General features: G+C 74.4%; 22 protein-coding genes. 7 read left to right on the top strand and 15 right to left on the bottom strand.

What is annotated here, in order from left to right; translation table 11 throughout:
• Nucleotides 1-2 precede the first annotated feature (2 nt).
• The gene (gene nhaA / locus ACQPZ4_RS23935; RefSeq protein ID WP_433065246.1) at nt 3-1,145 is read left to right on the top strand and encodes a Na+/H+ antiporter NhaA; all 1,143 of its coding nucleotides are present in this window, start codon (nt 3-5) and stop codon (nt 1,143-1,145) included.
• 135 nt (nt 1,146-1,280) lie between these two features.
• Here the strand turns inward: nhaA and ACQPZ4_RS23930 are convergent, their stop codons facing one another.
• Both ACQPZ4_RS23930 and ACQPZ4_RS23925 read right to left on the bottom strand, forming a co-directional pair.
• Entirely contained in the window at nt 1,281-1,619 is a 339-nt protein-coding gene (locus ACQPZ4_RS23930) for an STAS domain-containing protein (protein WP_433065244.1), read from the bottom strand.
• A gap of 50 nt (nt 1,620-1,669) precedes the next feature.
• On the bottom strand, nt 1,670-2,080 hold the full coding sequence (locus tag ACQPZ4_RS23925; RefSeq protein ID WP_433065241.1) for a PaaI family thioesterase: 411 nt from the start codon (nt 2,078-2,080) through the stop codon (nt 1,670-1,672).
• A gap of 32 nt (nt 2,081-2,112) precedes the next feature.
• On the opposite strand from ACQPZ4_RS23925, the gene ACQPZ4_RS23920 reads away from it, so the two are divergent.
• Nucleotides 2,113-3,270, top strand: coding sequence for a serine hydrolase domain-containing protein (locus ACQPZ4_RS23920; protein ID WP_433065238.1), 1,158 nt, complete (start codon nt 2,113-2,115; stop codon nt 3,268-3,270).
• Here the strand turns inward: ACQPZ4_RS23920 and ACQPZ4_RS23915 are convergent.
• From ACQPZ4_RS23915 to ACQPZ4_RS23905, 3 genes are read right to left on the bottom strand one after another with little or no spacing between them, the layout of a single operon-like run.
• Complete coding sequence (locus ACQPZ4_RS23915; RefSeq protein ID WP_433065235.1) at nt 3,267-4,235, bottom strand: zinc-dependent alcohol dehydrogenase family protein; 969 nt, start codon at nt 4,233-4,235, stop codon at nt 3,267-3,269. The genes ACQPZ4_RS23920 and ACQPZ4_RS23915 overlap by 4 nt on opposite strands.
• The gene (locus ACQPZ4_RS23910; protein ID WP_433065232.1) at nt 4,232-5,089 is read right to left on the bottom strand and encodes a TIGR03620 family F420-dependent LLM class oxidoreductase; all 858 of its coding nucleotides are present in this window, start codon (nt 5,087-5,089) and stop codon (nt 4,232-4,234) included. The genes ACQPZ4_RS23915 and ACQPZ4_RS23910 overlap by 4 nt, the downstream gene beginning before the upstream one ends.
• Before the next feature lie 2 nt (nt 5,090-5,091).
• Nucleotides 5,092-6,036, bottom strand: a complete 945-nt coding sequence (locus tag ACQPZ4_RS23905) for an NmrA family NAD(P)-binding protein (RefSeq protein ID WP_433065229.1) — start codon at nt 6,034-6,036, stop codon at nt 5,092-5,094.
• Nucleotides 6,037-6,345: 309 nt separating this feature from the next.
• Here ACQPZ4_RS23905 and ACQPZ4_RS23900 point away from each other — a divergent pair, with 309 nt between their 5' ends.
• The gene (locus ACQPZ4_RS23900) at nt 6,346-6,729 is read left to right on the top strand and encodes a hypothetical protein (RefSeq protein ID WP_433065226.1); all 384 of its coding nucleotides are present in this window, start codon (nt 6,346-6,348) and stop codon (nt 6,727-6,729) included.
• Complete coding sequence (locus ACQPZ4_RS23895; RefSeq protein WP_433065223.1) at nt 6,726-7,430, top strand: FHA domain-containing protein; 705 nt, start codon at nt 6,726-6,728, stop codon at nt 7,428-7,430. The genes ACQPZ4_RS23900 and ACQPZ4_RS23895 overlap by 4 nt, the downstream gene beginning before the upstream one ends.
• Here ACQPZ4_RS23895 and ACQPZ4_RS23890 read toward each other — a convergent pair.
• The 3 genes from ACQPZ4_RS23890 to ACQPZ4_RS23880 are packed head-to-tail and all read right to left on the bottom strand — an operon-like array spanning nt 7,411 to nt 9,825.
• The gene (locus ACQPZ4_RS23890) at nt 7,411-8,013 is read right to left on the bottom strand and encodes a DUF4291 domain-containing protein (RefSeq protein ID WP_433065221.1); all 603 of its coding nucleotides are present in this window, start codon (nt 8,011-8,013) and stop codon (nt 7,411-7,413) included. The two genes, ACQPZ4_RS23895 and ACQPZ4_RS23890, sit on opposite strands and share 20 nt — an antisense overlap.
• Nucleotides 8,014-8,020: 7 nt before the next feature.
• Nucleotides 8,021-8,668, bottom strand: a complete 648-nt coding sequence (locus ACQPZ4_RS23885; protein WP_433065219.1) for a response regulator — start codon at nt 8,666-8,668, stop codon at nt 8,021-8,023.
• Nucleotides 8,668-9,825, bottom strand: a complete 1,158-nt coding sequence (locus tag ACQPZ4_RS23880; protein ID WP_433065217.1) for a sensor histidine kinase — start codon at nt 9,823-9,825, stop codon at nt 8,668-8,670. Before ACQPZ4_RS23880 ends, ACQPZ4_RS23885 begins: the two co-directional genes overlap by 1 nt.
• On the opposite strand from ACQPZ4_RS23880, the gene ACQPZ4_RS23875 reads away from it, so the two are divergent.
• Nucleotides 9,824-10,441, top strand: coding sequence for a class I SAM-dependent methyltransferase (locus ACQPZ4_RS23875; RefSeq protein ID WP_433065214.1), 618 nt, complete (start codon nt 9,824-9,826; stop codon nt 10,439-10,441). The two genes, ACQPZ4_RS23880 and ACQPZ4_RS23875, sit on opposite strands and share 2 nt — an antisense overlap.
• Here ACQPZ4_RS23875 and ACQPZ4_RS23870 read toward each other — a convergent pair.
• Together ACQPZ4_RS23870 and ACQPZ4_RS23865 are read right to left on the bottom strand one after the other, a co-directional pair.
• A complete protein-coding gene (locus ACQPZ4_RS23870; RefSeq protein ID WP_433065211.1) occupies nt 10,392-11,846 on the bottom strand; it encodes a tetratricopeptide repeat protein in 1,455 nt (484 codons plus the stop codon). The genes ACQPZ4_RS23875 and ACQPZ4_RS23870 overlap by 50 nt on opposite strands.
• Nucleotides 11,847-11,857: 11 nt before the next feature.
• Nucleotides 11,858-12,799 (bottom strand): AraC family transcriptional regulator, encoded by a 942-nt coding sequence (locus ACQPZ4_RS23865; protein ID WP_433065208.1) that lies wholly within the window; start codon nt 12,797-12,799, stop codon nt 11,858-11,860.
• Between the two features lie 74 nt (nt 12,800-12,873).
• Here ACQPZ4_RS23865 and ACQPZ4_RS23860 point away from each other — a divergent pair, with 74 nt between their 5' ends.
• Nucleotides 12,874-13,851, top strand: a complete 978-nt coding sequence (locus ACQPZ4_RS23860; protein WP_433065206.1) for an SDR family NAD(P)-dependent oxidoreductase — start codon at nt 12,874-12,876, stop codon at nt 13,849-13,851.
• Between the two features lie 53 nt (nt 13,852-13,904).
• Nucleotides 13,905-14,627 (top strand): DUF2470 domain-containing protein, encoded by a 723-nt coding sequence (locus ACQPZ4_RS23855; protein WP_433065203.1) that lies wholly within the window; start codon nt 13,905-13,907, stop codon nt 14,625-14,627.
• Here ACQPZ4_RS23855 and ACQPZ4_RS23850 read toward each other — a convergent pair.
• Genes ACQPZ4_RS23850 through ACQPZ4_RS23830 form a run of 5 tightly spaced genes read right to left on the bottom strand, consistent with a single transcriptional unit; the run spans nt 14,624 to nt 19,857 of the window.
• On the bottom strand, nt 14,624-15,712 hold the full coding sequence (locus tag ACQPZ4_RS23850) for an LLM class flavin-dependent oxidoreductase (protein ID WP_433065200.1): 1,089 nt from the start codon (nt 15,710-15,712) through the stop codon (nt 14,624-14,626). The two genes, ACQPZ4_RS23855 and ACQPZ4_RS23850, sit on opposite strands and share 4 nt — an antisense overlap.
• On the bottom strand, nt 15,709-16,734 hold the full coding sequence (locus ACQPZ4_RS23845) for an LLM class flavin-dependent oxidoreductase (protein ID WP_433065197.1): 1,026 nt from the start codon (nt 16,732-16,734) through the stop codon (nt 15,709-15,711). The genes ACQPZ4_RS23850 and ACQPZ4_RS23845 overlap by 4 nt, the downstream gene beginning before the upstream one ends.
• A complete protein-coding gene (locus tag ACQPZ4_RS23840; protein WP_433065195.1) occupies nt 16,731-18,056 on the bottom strand; it encodes an NtaA/DmoA family FMN-dependent monooxygenase in 1,326 nt (441 codons plus the stop codon). Before ACQPZ4_RS23840 ends, ACQPZ4_RS23845 begins: the two co-directional genes overlap by 4 nt.
• Entirely contained in the window at nt 18,053-19,090 is a 1,038-nt protein-coding gene (locus ACQPZ4_RS23835) for an LLM class flavin-dependent oxidoreductase (protein ID WP_433065192.1), read from the bottom strand. The genes ACQPZ4_RS23840 and ACQPZ4_RS23835 overlap by 4 nt, the downstream gene beginning before the upstream one ends.
• Nucleotides 19,087-19,857, bottom strand: coding sequence for a glutathione S-transferase C-terminal domain-containing protein (locus tag ACQPZ4_RS23830; protein ID WP_433065189.1), 771 nt, complete (start codon nt 19,855-19,857; stop codon nt 19,087-19,089). The genes ACQPZ4_RS23835 and ACQPZ4_RS23830 overlap by 4 nt, the downstream gene beginning before the upstream one ends.
• Nucleotides 19,858-19,924 lie beyond the last annotated feature (67 nt).

Raw genomic sequence — 19,924 nt, 5'->3', positions numbered from 1 at the left:
GCATGACCCGCCGCATCGCCGAGATCCTGCGCACTGAGACCGCCGGCGGGGTCCTGCTGCTCATCGCCGCCCTGGCCGCCTTCGCCTGGGCGAACTCACCCTGGGCGGCCGCCTACAAGACGCTCGGCGGGCTGCACCTCGGCGGCCTGACGCTCGCCGAGTGGGCGGCCGACGGGCTGCTCGCGATCTTCTTCTTCGTGGCCGGGCTCGAGCTCAAGCGCGAGTTCGTCGCCGGGGACCTGCGCGAACCGCGGCGGGCCGCGCTGCCCGTGGCCGCGGCGGTCGGCGGGATGGTCGTGCCGGCGTTGCTGTACACCCTGGTCAACGTGATCATGCCGGACGGGCGGCTGCGCGGGTGGGCGGTGCCGAGCGCCACCGACATCGCGTTCGCGCTGGCCGTGCTGGCCGTCGCCGGCTCGCGGACCCCGCCCGCGCTGCGCACGTTCCTGCTCACCCTCGCCGTCGTCGACGACCTGCTGGCCATCCTCGTCATCGCCGTCGCCTACACCGCCGGCCTGGCCGTGCTGCCCCTGCTCGGCGCGGCCGTCCCGCTCGCCGCGTTCGCGTGGGTGGTGCGCCGCGGCGGCCGGGGCACCCGCTGGCTGCTCGCCCCCCTCGCCCTGGCGGTGTGGGTGCTGGTGCACGCCTCGGGGGTACACGCGACCGTCGCCGGCGTCGCGCTCGCCTTCACCGTGCCCGTCGACCCGTCCGGCGGGGACGACGCCGCCGGGCGCCTGGAACACTGGTGGCGGCCGGTGTCCGCCGGGTTCGCCGTGCCCGTCTTCGCGTTCTTCGCCGCCGGTGTACCGCTGGCAGGCGCCGCCCTCGCACCCGCCCTGCGCGACCCGGTCACCGTCGGGGTGCTCGCCGGGCTCGTCCTGGGCAAGCCGATCGGGGTCCTGGCCACGTCCTGGATCACCGCCCGCGCCGCCCGCACCGGCCTGCCGGAGGGCCTCACCTGGCGCGACCTGACCGCCGGCGGGCTGCTGGCCGGGATCGGGTTCACCGTGTCGCTGCTCATCGCCGAGCTCGCGTTCGGCGTGTCCGCCGCCAACGACCACGCCCGGCTGGCCATCCTCCTCGCGTCGTGCGTCTCCGCGGTCGCCGCGACGCTGCTGATGCGGTTCCGGCGCGGCCCAGGCTGAGACCGCGTCCCCGACGCTCGGATGCGAGCCCGGCGCGGCCCAGGCTGAGACCGCGCCCTCGACGCTCGGATGCGAGCCCGGCGCGGCCCAGGCTGAGGCCGCGTCCTAGACGCTCGGATGCGAGCCCGGCGCGGCCTACGCTGAGACCGCGTCCGCCACGCTCGGGAAGGTCGGCAGATACTTGGCCGCCCGAGCCGCCTCCAGCACCGCCCGGGCCTCCGCGGACGGCGCCGCCAGCCGTACCGCGCCGCCGCCGGTGACCGCCACGGCCGCCGCCGCGCGCAGGACGGTCAGCGCGGTCAGGTCGCACGGGCGCGCCTCGCCCAGGTCGACCACGATCACCGCGCCCCGGTTCTGCAGCAGCCCCTCCAGGGCCGCGTGCAACGTCATCGCCTGCGCGGCGACCATCGGCCCCCGCACGGTGAGCACGTCGGCGTCCCCCACGCGGCTCACGTGCAGGTGCAGATTGGACATGCAGGCACGCTAGCGGCGCGCCCAACCGGACGGGATCGTCCGTGCGACCGCTACCGGGCGTCGATCCGGATGAGCGTCTGCTGGCCGGCCGCGACGAGGGTCCGCCGTTCGCCCCGCCCGGCGAAGACGTCCAGCCGGCACACCGTGAGCGTCCGCCCGGAGCGCAGGACCGTGCCGACCGCCTCCAGGAACTCCCCGTCCGCGGGCGCCAGCAGATTCATCTTGTACTCCACCGTCAGCACATCGGTCCCCGCCGGAAAGACCGTCAGCGCCGCGTACCCTCCGGCGCTGTCGGCGATCGCGCTCGTCGCGCCGGCGTGGAAGTACCCGTGCTGCTGGGTCAGCTCCTCGCGCGCGTCGAGGCGGATGTGCACCGTGCCCGCCCCGACGTGGGTGATCCGGGCGCCGAGGTGGCGCATCAGGCCCTGCCGGCCGAAGCTCTCCAGAATCCGCTCCTCCACGAGCCGATGATGCAGCATGTAGGGTGCGACGGATGACCTCGGGTGGCTTCTCGGCGCGCCGGCTGACCAGACTGCGGAACCTGCTCGAGCGCTGGGTGGAGGCCGGCTTCGTGCCCGGGGCGGTGGCGGTGCTGGCCAGGCACGGCACGGTACACGTGGAGGCGTCAGGCACCCTCGCCTTCGCCGGGCCCGGATCGTCGACCGCGATGGGGACCGGCACGATCGTCCGGCTGGGCTCGATGGGAAAGCCGATCGCCGCCGCCTGCGTGATGACCCTCGTCGAGGACGGCACCCTGCGCCTCGACGACCCGGTCGACGACCTGCTGCCGGAGCTGGCGGACCGGCGGGTCCTCGCCGATCCGGGCGGGCCGCTGGACGACACGGTGCCCGCGCACCGGCCGATCCTGATCCGGGACCTGCTGACGTACACCCTCGGCATCGGCATGGTGCCCGCCGAACCGGGGACGGTGCCGATCGCCGACGCCCTCTACGCGGTCGGTCAGCCGGAGCCGGACGAGTACCTGCGGCGCCTCGGGGCCCTTCCGCTCATGCGGCAGCCGGGTGAGGCGTGGCTGTACGACACGGCCGCCGACGTGACCGGGGTGCTCGTCGCCCGCGCGACCGGCATGTCGTTCGGCGACGCGCTGCGGGCGCGGATCTGCGAGCCGCTGGGGATGTCCGACACCGGGTTCAGCGTCGCCGGGGCGGACCTGGACCGGCTGGCCACGGCGTACGTCCCGGTCAGCGGGCCCGGCGTCGAGGACGGCCCCGACGGCCGGTTCAGCCGCCCGCCCGCGTTCGAGTCCGGCGGCGGCGGGGTCGTGTCGACGGCCGCGGACTGGCTCACCTTCGCGTCCTCGCTGCGGTCGTACAGCGTGCTGTCCCGCGCCTCGGTGACGCTGATGACCAGCGACCAGCTGACGCCGCTGCAGAAGGCGAACGGCGGGTTCGGGCCCGGGTACCTGGCGGCGATCGGCTGGGGCTTCGGCCTGGCGGTCCGCACCCGCCGCACCGACCTCGGCCCGTCCGTGGGCAGCTACGGGTGGCACGGGTTCTACGGCACCGCCTGGTACACCGATCCGGCCGAGGACCTCACGACCATCCTCATGATCCAGCGCGCGCACGCGGGCGACCAGCAGCTGCCGCACGCGCGCGACTTCTGGACCGCGGTGTACCAGGCGATCGCCTAACCGTTGGGCCGGAAGATGGCCTTGCCGCGGAACTTCGCCGCGACCGTGAGCGCCTCGGCGTGCTCGCCCAGCCCGAACTCCCCGGCGATCGGGTACGGGGTGGTGGCGGCGGCGCACTCGCGGTACAACGAGGCCACCTTCTCGACGCTGGTCTGCTCCCGCAGCCAGTTCACCACCCAGAACCCGCGCAGGGTCTGGCCGGCGTAGACCAGGCTCGGGTTGGACACCCGGGCCGGCTCGCCGCTCATGCCGGCGTAGACGACGACCGTGCCGCAGGGTGCGATCGCGTCGAGCAGCCGCTGGGTCGACGCGCCGCCGACGCCGTCCAGGGCGAGCGCGATCGGCGCCCCGTCCGTCGCCGCGGCGATGTCGGCCGCCAGCTCCGGGCCGTCGACCAGCACCACGTCGCCGCCGAGCGCGGTGAGCTCGCCGAGCAGTTCGGGGCGGCGGACCACGTTGACCGTCCGCAGGCCGCGCGAGCGGGCGAGGGCGATCACGGACCGGCCGACGCCCGAGTTCGCCGCGTTCTGGATCACCCACTCCCCCGCCCGCGGCCGGACGAACTCCGTCAGCAGCAGGCACGCGGTCGGCGGGTCGATCCCGAGCATCGACAGCTGGCCGACGTCGCCCTTCGGCAGCGGCCGCAGCCAGGGCACGTCCGTCCTGACCCGCTCGGCCCACGCGTTGCTCAGCAGCGGCACCAGGGTCCGGTCCCCCTCGCGCACGTAGTCGACGTCCCGCCCGACGGCTGCGACCCGGCCGACGCCCTGGGCGCCGAGCAGGTGCGGCAGCGGCGGCAGGTAGCCGTAGGTGCCGGCGATGATGGCCAGGTCGGTCGGCTCGACCGGCGATGCCTCCACGTCGATGACGACCTCGCCGGGCCGGGGCGGGCCGACGTCGGGCACGTCGACGAGCCGGACCACCTCGGACGGGTCGCCGCGGGCGGCGAGCTGCAGCGCCCTCACCGGGACGCTCCCCGCGCCGGGACCCGCAGGCCGAGCGCGTCGGCGAGGGCCGCCCACGCGGCGCGGCCGCCCCCGCCGACCAGCTCCAGCCCGACGTGCGTGGCGCCGGCGTCGAGGTGTTCCCGCGCCCCGGCGGCGACCTGCGCGGCGGAGCCGTGCGGGACGACCGCGTCGACGAGACGGTCGGAGCCGCGGCCGGCGAAGTCCCCGTCGGTGTACCCGAACGCCTTCAGGTTGCCGGTGTAGTTCGCGAGGCCGAGGTACCAGTGGACGAACTCGCGCGCCGTCTCGCGGGCGCGCTGCGGGTCGGCGTCGAGCACGAACGACACGCCGGGCGCCACGATGGGCCCTTGCCCGAGCCGCTCGCGGGCGAAGCGGGTGTGGGCGGGGACCGTGAAGTAGGGGACGGTACCGCGGCTGCGCTCTCCGGCCAGTCGCAGCGTGCGGGGCCGCAGCGCGCCGAGCACCCGCCGGTCGGCCGGCAGCGGCTCCGCGGCGGCGTCGAGCCCGTCGAGGAACCCGGTCAGGTGCTCGAACGGCCGCGAGTAGTCGGCGTCGCCCTCCGGATGCCCGGCCCCGACGCCGATCAGCACCCGCCCGGGATGCTCGCGCTCCAGCGCGGCCGCCTGCCGGGCCACGTCCGCCGGGTCGCTGCTCCACATGTTCACCATCGCGGCCGCCACGACGACCGTCGTCGTCGCGTCGAGGACCGGCCGGAGCTGCTCCGGCTCCGGCGAGCCGCTGCACCAGAAGGTGCCGAAGCCCAGCTCCTCCGCGAGCCGCGCCGACGCGACGAGGTCCTCGACGGGCGTGGACCGGTGGTTGACCCACATGCCGAAGGCACCGAGTTCCATCGCTAGCCCCCCACCCCGGCCAGGGCGAGCCGCTCGTCGGTCAGGGCCAGCTTCCCGTCCGCGTCGAAGACGGCCCGGTTGTCGGCGACGTACCGCTCGACCGTCGTCGGCGCCGACCCGCCGATGGACTCGACGTAGGTGTTGAAGCCGGAGTAGTACCCGTCGAGGTAGTCCTGCGCCACATTGGCGAGGTGGTGCGCCCAGTCGGGTTCGACGCCGCCGGCGAGCAGCGCCCGGACCATCGTCGCGATGTCGACGGACTCGTAGCGCACCGGCACCCCGAGCACCGTCCCCACCCGCTCGGCGATGGTGGCCCAGTCGAGCTCCTCGGGGCCGAACAGGTCGTAGGTCTTGCGGTCGTGCGGCTTGGGCTCCTGCAGGATCCCGGCGACGACGTTCGCGATGTCGGTGGTGGTGATCGGCGCACAGCGGACGTCGGCGAGCGGCATGCGCAGGAAGCCCTCGCCGCGGCTGGTGCGGAACCAGAACTTGTTGAGCCAGTCGGTGAACAGCGTCGGGCGCAGGTGCGTGGTCATCAGCGGCGCCCGGTCGAACAGCCGCTCCACGATCCAGTGCCGCTGCCCGATGGCGGTGGTGTCGGGCCGCACCCCGATCTGCGAGAGCTCGACGACCGCCGCCACCCCGTCGTCGGTGGCCGCCTGCGCGAAGTTCACCGCCGCCTCGACGTACCCCCGGCTGGGCGGATAGTTGAAGTACGCCGCGGTGACACCCGGCGTCGCGGCCCGTACCGACGTGAGGTCGAGAAGATCGCCCTCGACGACCTCGGCGCCCTGTTCCGCCAGCCTCGCCGACCGCTCGTCCACCTTGCGGACGAGGGCGCGGACCCGCATGCCCCGCTCGAGCAGAGCCGTCACGGTGGGTGCGCCGGACTTGCCCGCCGCCCCGGTGACCAGAATCAGATCATCCCCAGCATCTCCATGGCGCATCACTGGACTGTCCTTCCAGTTCGCGGATACTTGCGCTGCTGTACTGCGAAATCTCCACAGGCCTGGAATCCCCCAGCCTACTGCGCCGGCACCGCGGGACGGGGACTCGCTGCGCATCGTGGTGCCGCCCCGGCGGCGTCATCGCATGCCCGCGTTCCTCGCCGTGAACTCCGCGCGGCCCGATCGGGTCGTCGCCGGGACGGACGGGGCGCTCGACCGGGCGGAGCGGCTGCTGCACTGACGGGCGATGTATCAGATCGCCGCCTCGGACATCTTCCCTGTGTCCGGACCATCTGCTGGGGGGCAGCGATGACGTTCAACATCGGGAATCAGCAAGCGGCCAATATCAACAACGTTGCCGGCAACCAGTACAACGCCGGGGGTCAGTACGCCACCGTGACGATCGGCGAGGCGCATGCCGCGGTGCGGGCGTTGCAGGCGGCCGTGCAGCGGCTCGCGGTGCCGGAGGACCTGCGCGGGCACCTGTTGCGGGACGCGGCGGCCGTGGAGCGGGCGGTTGTCGCCGGTACCGCGGACAAGCCCGAAGTGGCCGGCCGGCTCGAGCGGGTCACGCGGGCGTTGGCGCACGCCGGGGCGTTCGCCGCGGCCGGGGCCGGGCTGGTCGGGCCGCTCACGACGCTGGGACAGTGGCTCGGGCCGGCCGGGTCCGCGCTGCTGGCGTTGTTGCGGTGAGTGCCGTGTTTCTCGAGGTGATGGGGCACGGCGGGAACGGGCTGCGGATTCCGGTCGGGGGCGGGCCCACGACGATCGGGCGGGCGAGCGTGCTCAACGACCCGTCGGTGAGCCGGGTGCACGCGGCGATCGAGGTGCACGGCGGGCGGCTCGTCGTGCGGGACCTGAACTCCAGCAACGGCACGTACGTCAACGGGCGGCGGATCACCGGGCCGGTGCCGGTCGGCGAGGGCGACATCGTGGCCTTCGGGCAGGTCGAGACGCAGCTGGTGACGACGGCGGCGCCCGTGTACAACGTGCGGGACCAGCACGCCGGCGGGAGCATCCACAACGTCGCCGGCAACCAGTACAACAACTACGAGGTGCAGCGGGAGAGCTTCCTGGCCGAGATCGCGGCCCGCAAGAGCTGGGGGCGGGCGCTGGTCTGGCTCGGCATCCTGGCCAACGTGGTCGGCTTCGGGATGTTCGCGTACGGGGTGATCGGCTTCATCCAGGCCATCCCCGACGTCACCATCGACACGCCGCAGTCGGAGGTGCCCTCGCCGTTCGGGCCGGATGCGGGCGGGGTGCCGCTCGGCATCATCGGGTTCGCGATCGCCGGGGTCGGCGGGTTCCTGCTCATCGTCGGGATCATTTTCCACGTCAGCGCCGCCGCGCGCCGCCGGAAGATGGACCAGACCCTCAGGCCTCGCCGGTACTGATCCGCGCCCCGACCCCCGGCGGCAGCTCGTAGGGGCGCTCGACCGGCAGCCGGGCCGCCGCCTCGTCGTCGTGCCCGGCGTCGAGCAGCGCCCGGATCTCTCGGACGGTTCCCGTGACGTCCGTGATGGCGGCGGTCCACTCGTCCACGTACCGGTGGACCGCCGCGCCGGACAGGCCGACCTGCAGCGAGCGGTACGGCAGCGGCTGCAACCGCAGCGAGCGCTCCGGGTCCCACTGCACCCGCACGGGGCTGGTCTTGAGCTGGCGGGACCACGCCGCGCGGTCCGGGTGCAGGTCGCGGTCGTAGTGGCTGAGCGCGGCGTTGGCGAGGGCCCACTCGAAGCCCTCCCGGGTGAGCTCGATCGCCAGCACCCGCTCCTGCCCGGGCTTGGCGGCCCAGCCGCAGCGGTACATCATCCACAGGAACGACGGTTTGATCCAGGTCATCCGCTCCCGCCGGAACGGGGCCACGAACCGCCCGGCCGCGACCGCGGGCTCGGCGATCTCCGGCGAGTAGGCCTGGTACACCGTGATGGTCCGGTCCGTGTAGGCGGCGCGGATCTGGCGGGCGGGCACTGGCACGGCACGATCATAGGAGCCGGTGCTCGTGGGCCAGGACGACGGCGCCGATGCGGTCGCGGACCTGCAGCTTGCCGAGGATCCGGCGGACGTGGGTCTTCACCGTCGTCTCGCCGAGGAAGAGCCGGTCGGCGATCTCGGTGTTGCTCAGGCCCCGCCCGACGAGGCCGAGCACCTCCCGCTCGCGCTCGGTCAGCCGCGACAGCCGGGCGTCCGGCGGCGGATCAGCGACGTGCCGGTCCAGCAGGCGGCGGGTGACCGACGGCGCGAGGATCGTGTCGCCGCGCAGGACGCCGCGGATCGCGACCAGCATCTCGGCGGCGGGCGCGTCCTTCACCAGGAAGCCGTCGGCGCCCGCGCGCAGGGACCCGAACGCGTACTCGTCCAGATCGAACGTCGTAATCATCAGGATCCGGGTGGCGGGCACCGCGGCGCGAATCCGGGCCGCCGCGCTCACCCCGTCAAGACCCGGCATCCGTACGTCCAGCAGCACCACATCCGGCCGGTGCTCGACCGCGGCGGCGACCGCGGCCGGCCCGTCCGCCGCCTCGCCGACGACGCTCAGGTCGGGCTGGCTGTCCACCACCATGCGCAGCCCCATCCGCATCAGCTCCTGGTCGTCGCAGACGAGGACGCGGGACGGCGCACGGTCGGTCATCAGCCCATCCTGTCGGCACCCACCTGTGGATCCGCTGTGACGAGCGGCAGCACGGCGAGCACCCGGAAGCCGCCCTCCGGCAGCGGCCCCGCGTCGAGCGTGCCGCCGAGCGCCGAGACCCGCTCGCGCATCCCGGCGAGGCCGCGCCCCGACGACGGCAGCCGCGGCTCGCCACCGCGGGCACCGGCGTCGCGGACCTCGATCCGCAGCACCCGGCCCGGCCCGGGTTCGCCGAGGTCGACCAGCGCGTCGGCGGTGGCCCCGGCGTACTTCACCGCATTGGTCAGGGCCTCCTGGACGATCCGGTACGCCTGCTCGACCACCTCGGCCGGCACGCCCGACGCGCTGCCGGTGATCCGCAGCGTGGCGCCCGGGATGCCGTCCGTCAGCCGGTGCAGGTCCTGCGGGGCACGAGCGTCCCCGTCCATGACCGTCAGGAGCCGCCGCAGGTCGGCCAGTGCCGCCCGGCCGGTGGTGCTCACCAGGTCGAGCGTGCGGTCCACCACGGCCGGGTCGGTGTGGCGCATCAGCCGGGCCCCCTCGGCGTTGACGACCATCACGCTCACGCTGTGCGAGAGCACGTCGTGCAGCTCCCGCGCGATGCGGGCGCGTTCCTGGGCCGCCGCCGCCCGCACGAGGGCCCGCCGCTCGGCGCCGACGTACGCCCGGCGGGCGCGCACCAGCTCGGCCAGCAGCCAGACCGTGGCCAGCGACAGCGCGTAGGTCAGCACGCTCCACCCGGCGTCCGCCCCGGTGCCGAGGGCCCAGACGGTGAAGAAGGCGCCCGCGGCGGCTGCGGCGGCGGCACCGGTCCGGCGGCGGCCGCGCACGATCAGGGTGTACAACATGATCTGCATCGATAGGTGCGCCAGGGGCAACCGCTCGGCCCACGCGTGGCTGAGCAGCCCGGCCCAGGCGGCGACGAGCACGACGGCGGTCATCGCGCCCGGGCGGCGCCGGCGCCAGAGCAGCGGCAGCACGAGGCCGGCCAGGATGACGGCCTGCACCCAGAGTGCCCTTCCGGCCGGCGGGTTCAGCAGCGCGGGCAGCGCGAGCAGGACGGCGAGCACGGCGTCGACGGTACTCCCGCGGGAGGACGTGGACGGCCGGCCGGGACGACGACCGGTGACGGCCGCCGCTCCTAGCGTCGCCGCCATGTCCATCCTCACCGAGTTCCTGCGCCGCCCGCTGACGACCGGCGCGATCGCCGCCAGCTCACCCGCGCTGGCCCGGCGCATGACCGGCGGCCTCGGCCTCGAGCGGGCCCGCACCGTCGTCGAGCTGGGTCCCGGCACCGGCGTGGTCACCGACGAGATCCTGCGCCGGGTCGCGCCCGGCACCCGGGTCGTCGCCGTCGAGCTGAACGGGCGGCTGGCGGAGCGGCTGACCCGGCGGTACGAACGGGAGCCCGTCGAGATCGTGCCCGGCTCCGCCGCCGACCTGACCGGACTGGCCCTGGACCCGGTCGACGTGGTGGTCTCGGGGCTGCCGTGGACGGTGATGGCCGCGCCGGTGCGGGCGCGCATCCTCGACGCCGTCACGGCCGTGCTCGCCCCGGACGGCATGTTCGCCACGTTCGCCTACGCGCACGCCGCCTGGACGCCGCCCGCCCGCCGGTTCGCCGGCGAGCTGGGGCGGCGCTTCGCGGTCACGGCGACGAGCCGGCTGGTGTGGCGCAACCTGCCGCCGGCCTTCGTGCACCGCGCCGCCGGCCCGCTGCCGGTCAGGACGCCACGAGACGGCGGCGGAACTCGGCGTACGCGGACTGCATGACCTCGTTGAGCCGCTCCAGCTCCGCCTGCTGCGGCTCCCGGGACAGCTCGACGTTGACCCGGAAGTCGCCGCCGGTCACCTCGACGTGGACGTCGGCCAGCAGGCCGCGCGGCACCTTGCTCAGCACGAACTCGCGGTACGCCCGGGCGATCGTGTCCGGCATGTCGCCGCAGCCGCAGGTGCGGCCCTCCAGCACGGCGCCGAGGTGGCTGCGGCCGATCATCGCGTCGGGGTGGACCGGGTCGAGCACGGCCAGGCCCTGCTCGATCACGCCGCGGGCCTCGCCGAGGCGGTTCTGGTGCTGCAGGAACAGCCCGAGCGCGATCCGGCCGCGGCCGAGCAGTTCGTAGTCGGCGCCGGTCTCGGCGGCCCGCACGGCGTCGGCCAGGGCGCGCTCGGCGTCGGCGGGGCGGTCGGCGTCCTGCAGGGCCAGCCCCCAGTTGCGCAGGACCTGGCTGACCAGCTCGGGGCGGCCGAGGCGGGTGGCGCGCTCGTACGCCCCGGAGTACGCGCGCAGGCCCGCCTCCTTGTCGCCGGCGTCGCCGTGCGCCAGGGCCAGGCCCAGCGCGACCTGGAGCGCCGCCTCGGCCTGGCCCTGGCGGTCGTGCGAGGCCAGGACCCGCTGGATCGCCTCGATCCGGCCGGTCTGGTCGCCGCTGTCCCGGCCGAGGTTCGCGATGCGGGACAGGGTCGCGAGGGTGGCCCGGTGGTCGGGGCCGAGCCGGGCCTCGAGCAGCGCGACGAGCTCGCTCAGCAGCGGCCGCCCGGCGCCGGAGCGGGCCAGCACGGCCCCGGCGAGCTCCTCGACCAGCTCGGCGGGCAGCCGCTCGGCGCCGGCGAACGCGGGCTCCGCCGGGCCCTGGGCGCGCACGATCTCGGCCCGCAGCGCCATCGCGACCACGACCCGCGGGTGCCGGGCGGCGTCGAGGTTGGCCACCATCTCCCCGGCGACCGCGCGGGCGCCGGCGAGGTCGCCGCGGTCCAGCAGCAGTTCGGCGAGGGGTTCCAGGCCGAATCCGTACCCCGCGTGGTCGCGCCCGTAGAAGGCGGCCCGCTCCTCGGCGCCGCGGCGCAGCTCCGCCTCGGCCTCGTCGAGCCGCCCGGCCATCCGCAGCGCCCCGCCGAGGTTGCTCACGTAGGTCAGGTGGTCCTTGTGGAACTCCGGGAAGTCGCGCGGCGACACCGACACCGCGGCGCGGTAGCACTCGATGGCGCGGGGCACCTGGTCGGCATTGATGAGCACGTTGCCGAGGTCGCACTGCACCGAGGCCCATGCCGGGGTACCGGCGCCGTGCCGGGCGGTCACCGCCTGCACCTCGCGCACCATGAGCGCCTCGGCCTCGACGAGCCGGCCGTCCTGCAACAGCGCGACGGCGGCGTCGAACGGCGTGGGAGTGATGGTCACGACGGGGCAGTCTACGCAGGGCGGGGGGTGCTCAGGCGTTGGCGGTACCGCAGCGGGGATTCACCGATCTCGCGCTTGAACGCGGTGCTGAAGGCGCTCTCGGAGCCGTAGCCGAGCTCGGCGGCGAGCGCTCCGACCCGCACGTCGGGGTTGCGCAGGGCCCGTTGGGCGAGCACCATCCGCCACCGCGCCAGGTACGTCAGCGGCGGCGTGCCGGCGACGGTGCGGAACCGCGCGGCGAAGCTGGTCCGGGACATGCCGGCGGCCCGGGCGAGCTCGGCCAGCTCCCAGGCCCGGCCCGGCTGCTCGTGCATGAGCCGCAGCGCCGGCGCGAGCGGCTCGTCGGCCAGCAGCCGCAGCCACCCGGTCGGCGGCTGCTCCTGCTCGAGGTACGCGCGCAGGACTTCGAGGAGGATCAGCTGGCCGTTCTGCCGGATCGCGAACGCGGAGCCGAGCCGCCCGCTGGAGGCCTCGACGAAGTGCTGCCCGACGAGGGCGGCCAGCCGGGACGCCGCCGGGGTCCGGGCGCGGACGTGGACGAGCCCGGGCAGCGCGGTCCGCAGCAGTTCCAGCCCGGCCGGGTTGACCTCGACCCACCCGCCGACGAGCACGTCGTCGGTGGCCAGGTCGGCCGCGGCCAGCGCCATCGAGTCGAAGCCCAGCTCCGGGACGAGGTCGGCCGGCGGGCCGTCGCCCCGGCCGCCGCGAATGTCCAGGAAGGTGCGGTGGTTGAGCAGCACGACGTCGCCGGGCGCGAGGTCGACCGGCCCGCCGGGGCCGCCCGGGCCGTCGACGCTGAGCCGCGCGGATCCCGCGACGAGCGCGGCGAGCTTCAGCGGCCGGTTGATGGCGTGGCGGGAGGCCCACGGCCCGCGCACCGCGAACCCGCCGGTGATCACGCCGCGGACCTCGACCTGTTCGAAGACGTCGGACAGGGCGTCGGTGGTGAGCATGCTTCGTACTCTGACGCATGAAATCGGGACTCACAATGATTCCGCGTCCGGGTGCCGGCGATAAGACTGGACATATGACGACTTCCCAGGCACCGCTGCCCACCCCGTTCACCGCCGCCTCCACCGCGGCCGACGTCCTGGACGGCGTCGACCTCGGCGGGCGGGAGGCGATCGTCACCGGCGGGCACGGCCGGCTCGGCCGGGAGGTCAGCCGCGCCCTCGCCGCGGCCGGCGCCACCGTGACCGTCGCGTCGCGCGACCCCGAGCGGGCGGCGGCGGCCGTCGGCGGCATCCCCGGCGTGCGGGTCGAGCGGCTCGACCTCACCGACCCGGCCTCGGTCGACGCGTTCGCCGCCCGCTGGAACGACGCCGGCCGCCCGCTGCAGATCCTCGTCAACAACGCGGCGTTGCAGTTCCATCCGGCGCTGCGGCTGGACGCCCGCGGCCACGAGCTGCAGTTCTCGACCGCGCACCTCGGGCACTTCCAGCTCACCCTGGCGCTGCTGCCGGCCCTGCGCGCGGCGGGCGGCGCACGCGTGCTCAACGTGACCTCGGGGGCGGCCCGGTTCGGCGAGATCCGCTGGGACGACCTGGACTTCGCGTCCGGCTACGACCCGGTGGTCGCGTACGCGCAGGCCAAGCGGGCCAACGTGCTGTTCACCGTCGAGCTGGACCGCCGCTTCGCCGGCGAGGGCATCCGCGCCTTCGCGGCCCACCCCGGCGTGGTGGTCGGCCCCGGCCCGCACACCGGGGAGCGGCTGGAGTCCCTGCGCGCGCAGGGCCTCGTCGACGAGCACGGCACGACGGTCATCGACCCGGCGGCCGGCAAGAAGACCATCGAGCAGGGCGCGGCGACGCTCGTGTTCGGCGCGGCCAGCCCGCTGCTCGCCGGCATGGGCGGGGTGTACCTCAAGGACAGCGACGTGGCCGTGCTCGACGACGAGGTGCGGCCGCTGACCGCGGACAGCATCCCGTCCGACGCGAACTCGGCCATGCTCGACCCGGCCGACGCCCGCCGCCTGTGGGATGTGAGCGAGCGGCTCCTCGACTGAAGCCGACGGCTTAGGTTAGGCTGCCCTTACTCGACCGACTGGGGGTGGCCGCCGTGGGGCCGACGCTGTTTGAGATTGCGCGGACGCTGGCGTTCGGGCGCGTGGCCGGGACGGTCAAGGCGGCCGCCTCGTTCGACGCGCTGCCCGTGCCGCACGCCGCCGACGAGCAGGGGCGGCCGCTGCTGCTGGCCCGCACCGGCAGCGGCGTCGACCGGGACCTGGCCGGGCTGGCCCGGCGGCAGGTGCCCGTGGTGCTGACCGTCGACGACCATCCGCCGCTGCCGGGCTCGCCGAGCCTCGGGCGGGTCCGCGTCACCGGGCTGCCCGTGCGGCTCGACCCGGTCGCCGGCCGGGCCGCCGCGCACGCGTTCGCGCGGGCCAACCCCGTCGCCGACCTGCTCGACGTGGGGGTGAGCGCGGCGCTGTACCGCGTCGAGGTCCAGCAGGTCCGCGTCCGCCACCAGCACACCTGGCACGTGCTCGACAACGCCGGCTACGCCGCCGGCGAGCCCGACCCGCTGCACGAGGACGAGCAGCACCTGCTCGCCGACCTGGCCGGGCACCACGCGGCCGAGATCGGGGCGTACCTGCGGACCCGGCTCGCCGCGGCCGGCACTCCCGTGAAGCGGGCGGTGCCGATGCGGCTGGACCGGTACGGGTTCACGGTGGCCACCGGGGCGGGCGTCTGGCATCGCGTCGACTTTCCCGCCCCGGTCGGCGACGCCGGCGAGCTCTCCACCCTGCTGCACGGCGTGCTCTTCCACGGCGACCTCTAGAACCAGGCGCCGGCCAGGAGCTCGAAGGAGCGGATGCGGTCCGCCGGGTCGTGGGCGATGGTGGTGACGAGCAGCTCGTCCGCCGCCGTGACCCGGCGCAGTGTCTCCAGCCGCGCGGCCACCTGCGCGGGCGTCCCGACGAACTGCGTGTCGAGCCGGTCGCGGACCAGGGCCTGGTCCTCGTCGCTCCACGGCAGCGCCGCCGCCTCGGCCGGGGTCGGATACGGGATCGCGCCCGTGCCCGTGCGGATGCTGCGCACCCAGTGCCGGTACGGCGACGCCAGATACCGGGCCCGCTCCTCGGTCGGGGCGGCGAGGACGTCGGCGGAGACGAGCACGTACGGCCGGTCGAGCACCGCCGAGGGCCGGAACGCGGCACGGTAGGACTCCACCGCCTCCAGCACGTTCGACGGGGCCACGTGGTAGTTGGCCGCGAACGGCAGGCCCCGCTCCCCCGCCACCCGCGCGCTCTCCCCGCCGCTGGAGCCGAGGATCCACAGCTCGGTCTTGGCACCTTCGCCCGGGGTCGCGTGCAGGTCGAGTCCGTCGCGGGTGAGCGTACCGGCGATGAGGGCCTGGATGTCGTCGACGATCTCGGCGAACGGCGCCGGCGCGGCCCCCGGCTGGCGCAGCAGTCCCGCGTAGGCGGCGAACCGGGGACCGGCGGCCAGCTTCGAGAAGTCGAACGGGGCCGGGATCAGCAGCCCGTCCACGACCCGGTCGGCGGTCTCGGTCACCGGGGTCGGCTTGCCACCCGAGCGGCCGAGGCCCAGGTCGACGCGGCCCGGGTAGACCGCGTCGACGAGCCCGAACTGCTCGACCACCGACAGCGGCGTCTGGTAGCCGACCTGCACGGCCCCGGAGCCGACCCGGATGCGGCCGGTCGCGGCGGCGACGAGCGCGATGAGCACGGCCGGGGCGGCGCTGGCGACGCCGGGCGCGAAGTGGTGCTCGGCGACCCAGTACCGGTGGTAGCCGAGGGTCTCGGCCCGCTGCGCGACGGCGACGCTCGCGCGCAGGGCCGCCCCGGCGTCGGAGCCGGAGCTGATCGGGGCGAGGTCCAGAATGGACAGTGGAACGCTCATGCGGGCACCACCGGGGCGGGGAACGGACGGCTGGGGATCTCGCGGCGCAGCACCGGGGCGACCTCGGCCTGGAACAGCTCCAGGGAGGCGCGGTGCTGCTTGTCGGTGAGCCCGTCGGCGTCGGCCTGCACGTGCATCACCTCATGACCGAGGCGGCCGTGGTACCGCATGACCTTGTCGACGATCTGCCGCGGGCTCCCGACGAGCGTGGAACCGCGCTCGATCGCGTCCTCCAGCGACGAGAAGACCGACGGACCGAACCGGCGGCGCGCCTCGAACACCGGCCGGTAGGCCTCGATCGCGTCCTGCGAGCGCTCCGCCACGTACAGGCCCGCCGACCCCGCGCCGACGAGCGCGGCGGCCGGGTCGTGGCCGTGGAACGCGAGGCGAGAACGGTAGTAGTTCACGAGTTCCTCATACGGCTCGACCGGGTTGGTGACGTTGGCCGAGAACAGCGGATCGCCGTACTGTGCGGCCAGCTCCACCGACGCCTTGCTGGTCGCGCTGCCGTGCCAGATCCGGATCGGCCGCTGCAGCGGGCGGGGCAGCACCTCGGCGTCGGTCAGCGGCGGGCGGAACCGGCCCGACCAGGTGACCCTGTCCTCCCGCCACAGCCGGGTGAACAGCTCGTAGCCCTCCCGGTTGCGGTCCCACTGGTCGTCGGCGGTCACGTGGAACAGCTGGGCCTGCGCGGCGCCGTTGCCCTTGCCGACGATGAGCTCCAGCCGCCCGTCGGAGAGGCTGTCGAGGGTCGCGTAGTCCTCGTAGGCGCGGACCGGGTCGAGCAGGCTCAGCGTGGTGACGGCGGTGAACAGCCGGATGGTGCTGGTGCGGGCCGCGATGTGGCTGAGCACGACCGGCGGCGACGAGGAGATGAACGGCCGCTCGTGCCGCTCGCCGACGCCGAACCCGTCGAAGCCCAGCTGCTCGGCGAGGACGGCGTTGTCGACGACCTCGCGCAGCCGGTCCCGCGGCGACTTCCGGCCGTCGTGGACGATGAGGGTGATGGCCAGGAATTTCATGACGTCAGCCCCAAATGTCCGCGCAGCGTCGTGGTCTCGTACTCGGTACGCAGGACGCCGCGCTCCTGCAGCAGCGGCACGACGGTGTCGACGAACTCGTCGAGGCCGCCGGGCACGATGTGCGGGACGAGGATGAAGCCGTCGGCCGCGCCCTGCTGCACGAAGTCGTCGATGGTGGCGGCGATGGTTTCCGCGGTACCGACGAAGGTCTGCCGGCCGGTCACCTCGATCACGACGTCGCGGAGACTCAGCCCCTGCTCCTCCGCGAGGGCGCGCCACTGCCGGGCGGTGGCCACCGGGTCGGCGAACATCCCGGCCCGGCCCTTGATGATGGAGTCCTGGTCCGGGACCGGGTCGAAGACCGGCAGCGGGCCGTCCGGGTCGTGGTCGCTGAGGTCCTTGTTCCACAGCTGCTCGGCCAGCAGGATCGCGGTCTGCGGGCTGACCTGCAGGCGGCGGATGTGGCGGGCCTTCTCGCGGGCGTCGGACTCGGACGAGCCGAGGACGAAGGTGCTGGCCGGCAGGATCTTCAGGTCGTCCGGCTTGCGGCCGTGCCGGGCGAGGCGGCCCTTCACGTCGGCGTAGAAGGCCTTGCCCTCCCCGAGGGTGCCGTGCCGGGAGAAGATCGCGTCGGCGTCGCGGGCGGCGAACTCGCGGCCGGCGTCGGAGTCGCCGGCCTGCAGGATGACCGGCCGGCCCTGCGGGCTGCGCGGGATCGGGAAGTGCCCGGCGATGTCGACGTGCCGTCCCCTGTGGACGAACGCGCCCGGCTCGGCATGCCGGGACCACACTCCACCGGCCCGGTCGGCCACGATCTCGTCGGCCGCCCAGGTGCCGAACAGCTCGCGGACCGTCTCCAGCACCTCGGCGGCGCGGGAGTAGCGGTCGGCGCGGTCCAGGTACCCCCCGCGCCGGAAGTTCTCGCCGGTGAACGCGTCCCAGGAGGTGACCACGTTCCACCCGGCCCGCCCGCCGGACAGGTGGTCGAACGAGGCGAGCTTGCGGGCCAGCTCGAAGGGTTCGTTGAACGTCGAGTTGAAGGTGCCGGTCAGCCCGAGGTGGGTGGTGACGGCCGCAAGTCCGGCCAGCACGGTCAGGTTGTCGGGCCGCCCGACGACGTCGAGGTCGTGGATGCGGCCCCGCTGCTCGCGCAGGCGCAGCCCCTCGGCCAGGAAGAAGAAGTCGAACCGGCCGCGCTCGGCGGTCTGCGCGAGGCGGCGGAACGACTCGAACGCGATCTGGCTGCCGGCCGCCGGGTCGCTCCACACCGTGGTGTTGTTGACGCCGGGGAAGTGCGCGCCGAGGATCACCTGCCGGCTCATGCCGCGGCCTCCGCGTAGCGGTTGGCCGGCCGGGCCAGCCCGAGATGCCCGCGCAGGGTCGTCGCGGTGTAGGCGTCGCGGAACGCGCCCCGGGCCCGCAGCTCGGGCACGAGACCGTCCACAATGGCGTCGAGGTCGGCCGGCAGCACCCCGGGCCGCAGCCGGAACCCGTCGATCCCCGCGCCCCGCCACGCGAGCAGCAGGTCGGCGAGACCTTCGGTATCCCCTGTGTAGACCGCCGCGTCGCTGTCGAACGCGGCCAGCGCGTCCAGGCGTTGCTTGCGTTCCGGGTCCAGGAACACGTTCAGGTCCGCGAAGATCAGGATGTCCGCCGAGAGCGAGCGGACCTCAGCGACGACGGCCCGGGCGTCGTCGAGGTCGGCGGGCGTCACGTACACCAGGTCGGCCGAGGACGCCGCGAACTCGTAGACCGGCCGGGCGTGCGCGAGCGCGGTCACGAGCGGCTGTCCCTGCGGCGGCCGGGGCGTGATCGAGGGCCCCTTGACGCTGAAGTGCTCCCCCACGAAGTCGATGTAGTGCAGCCGGTCCCGGTCCACGAACCGTCCCGTGGCGGCGTCGCGGATGACGGCGTCGTCCTCCCAGCTGTCCCAGAGCCGCCGGACCACCCCGACGTGGTCGGCGATCTCGGCCATTCCCTCCACAGTGGACACCCGGGCCCGCCACCCGGCCCGCCCGCCGCTCACGTAGTCCAGCGTGGCGAGCTGCGTGGACACGTGGAACGGCTCGGTGGTGTCGGTCAGCACGGTCGGGACCAGCCCGATGTGCGAGGTCAGCGGGGCGACCCGGGTGGCGATGAGCAGCGCGTCGAGGTGCCCGCGCACGCCACCCGCGGCCAGGCCGTGCGAGTCCTCGACGGTGACGAAGTCCAGGGTTCCGGCCTCGGCCCGGCGCACCAGCCGCACCCAGTACCCGGCGGTGAACAGCTCCTCGGTCCGCGCGGACGGGTCGCGCCAGGCCGCGGGGTGCCAGCCGGCGCCGTCCAGCGCGACGGCGAGATGCAGGGTTTCGCTCATGCCAGGGACCAATCCGGGTGGGGGTACGTGCTGAAGTCCGTCGTGTCGCGGAACGCCGGGATCCGGTACAGGTTCCGGGCGTAGCGGTGCAGGTTCGGGTACTCGGCGAGGCGGGGCCCGAGCCGGGCCAGGTGCACCCACAGCCGGATGTCGGCCTCGGTGAGCACCCCGCCGACGAGGTATGCCCGCCCGGCCAGCCGCTGGTCGAGGGCGGTCAGCTTGGCGGCGGTGTCGATGGTGACGTCGGTGGCCTCGATCTCCGCGCGGAGCTGCTCGGGATAGGTCTCGACCACCGGCGTGGCCACCTTGCCGAACTTCGTGGCCAGGTCGATGCCGATGCCGGCGAAGTCGTTGCTGACCACGCGGGCCTGGTCGCGGTCCCACAGCGCCGGGACGCTGACGTGCCCGTCGAAGCCCTCCTCGGTCGCCTCGTACGCGTGGCGCAGCAGGGTGAAGCCGTTGACCGGGTCGGGGCCGTAGCGCTCGCGGAACGCCCAGCCGCGACCGTCGCGGGCGTTGTCGACGAACGAGACCGTCACCACGTCCCCCAGCCCGGCCAGGGCGTGGGCGATGGTGACGCGCTGCGACCACGGGCAGAACCAGCCCGCGTAGAGGTGGTACCTGCCTGGCTGGGGGTCGTCGTCGACGCGGCCGGTGAACCGGTAAAGCGGCCGGGGGTCATCGGGGGCTCTGACTATGCGGTACTCGCCGTGGGCCGCGGTGTCGACCGGACTGGCCAGACGGCTGGAGCGGGGCAGCTTGGACATGGGACCTCCGTCGTGCCGGAGAGCAATAGCCGACTAATCCTACGTGCAAGATATGGTTTTGGCGAGA

The organism is Dactylosporangium sp. CS-033363, assembly GCF_050942475.1.
Classification (GTDB): domain Bacteria; phylum Actinomycetota; class Actinomycetes; order Mycobacteriales; family Micromonosporaceae; genus Dactylosporangium.
Note: the sequence above shows the minus strand (reverse complement) of the source record. Positions and strands in the feature narration are given on the sequence as shown.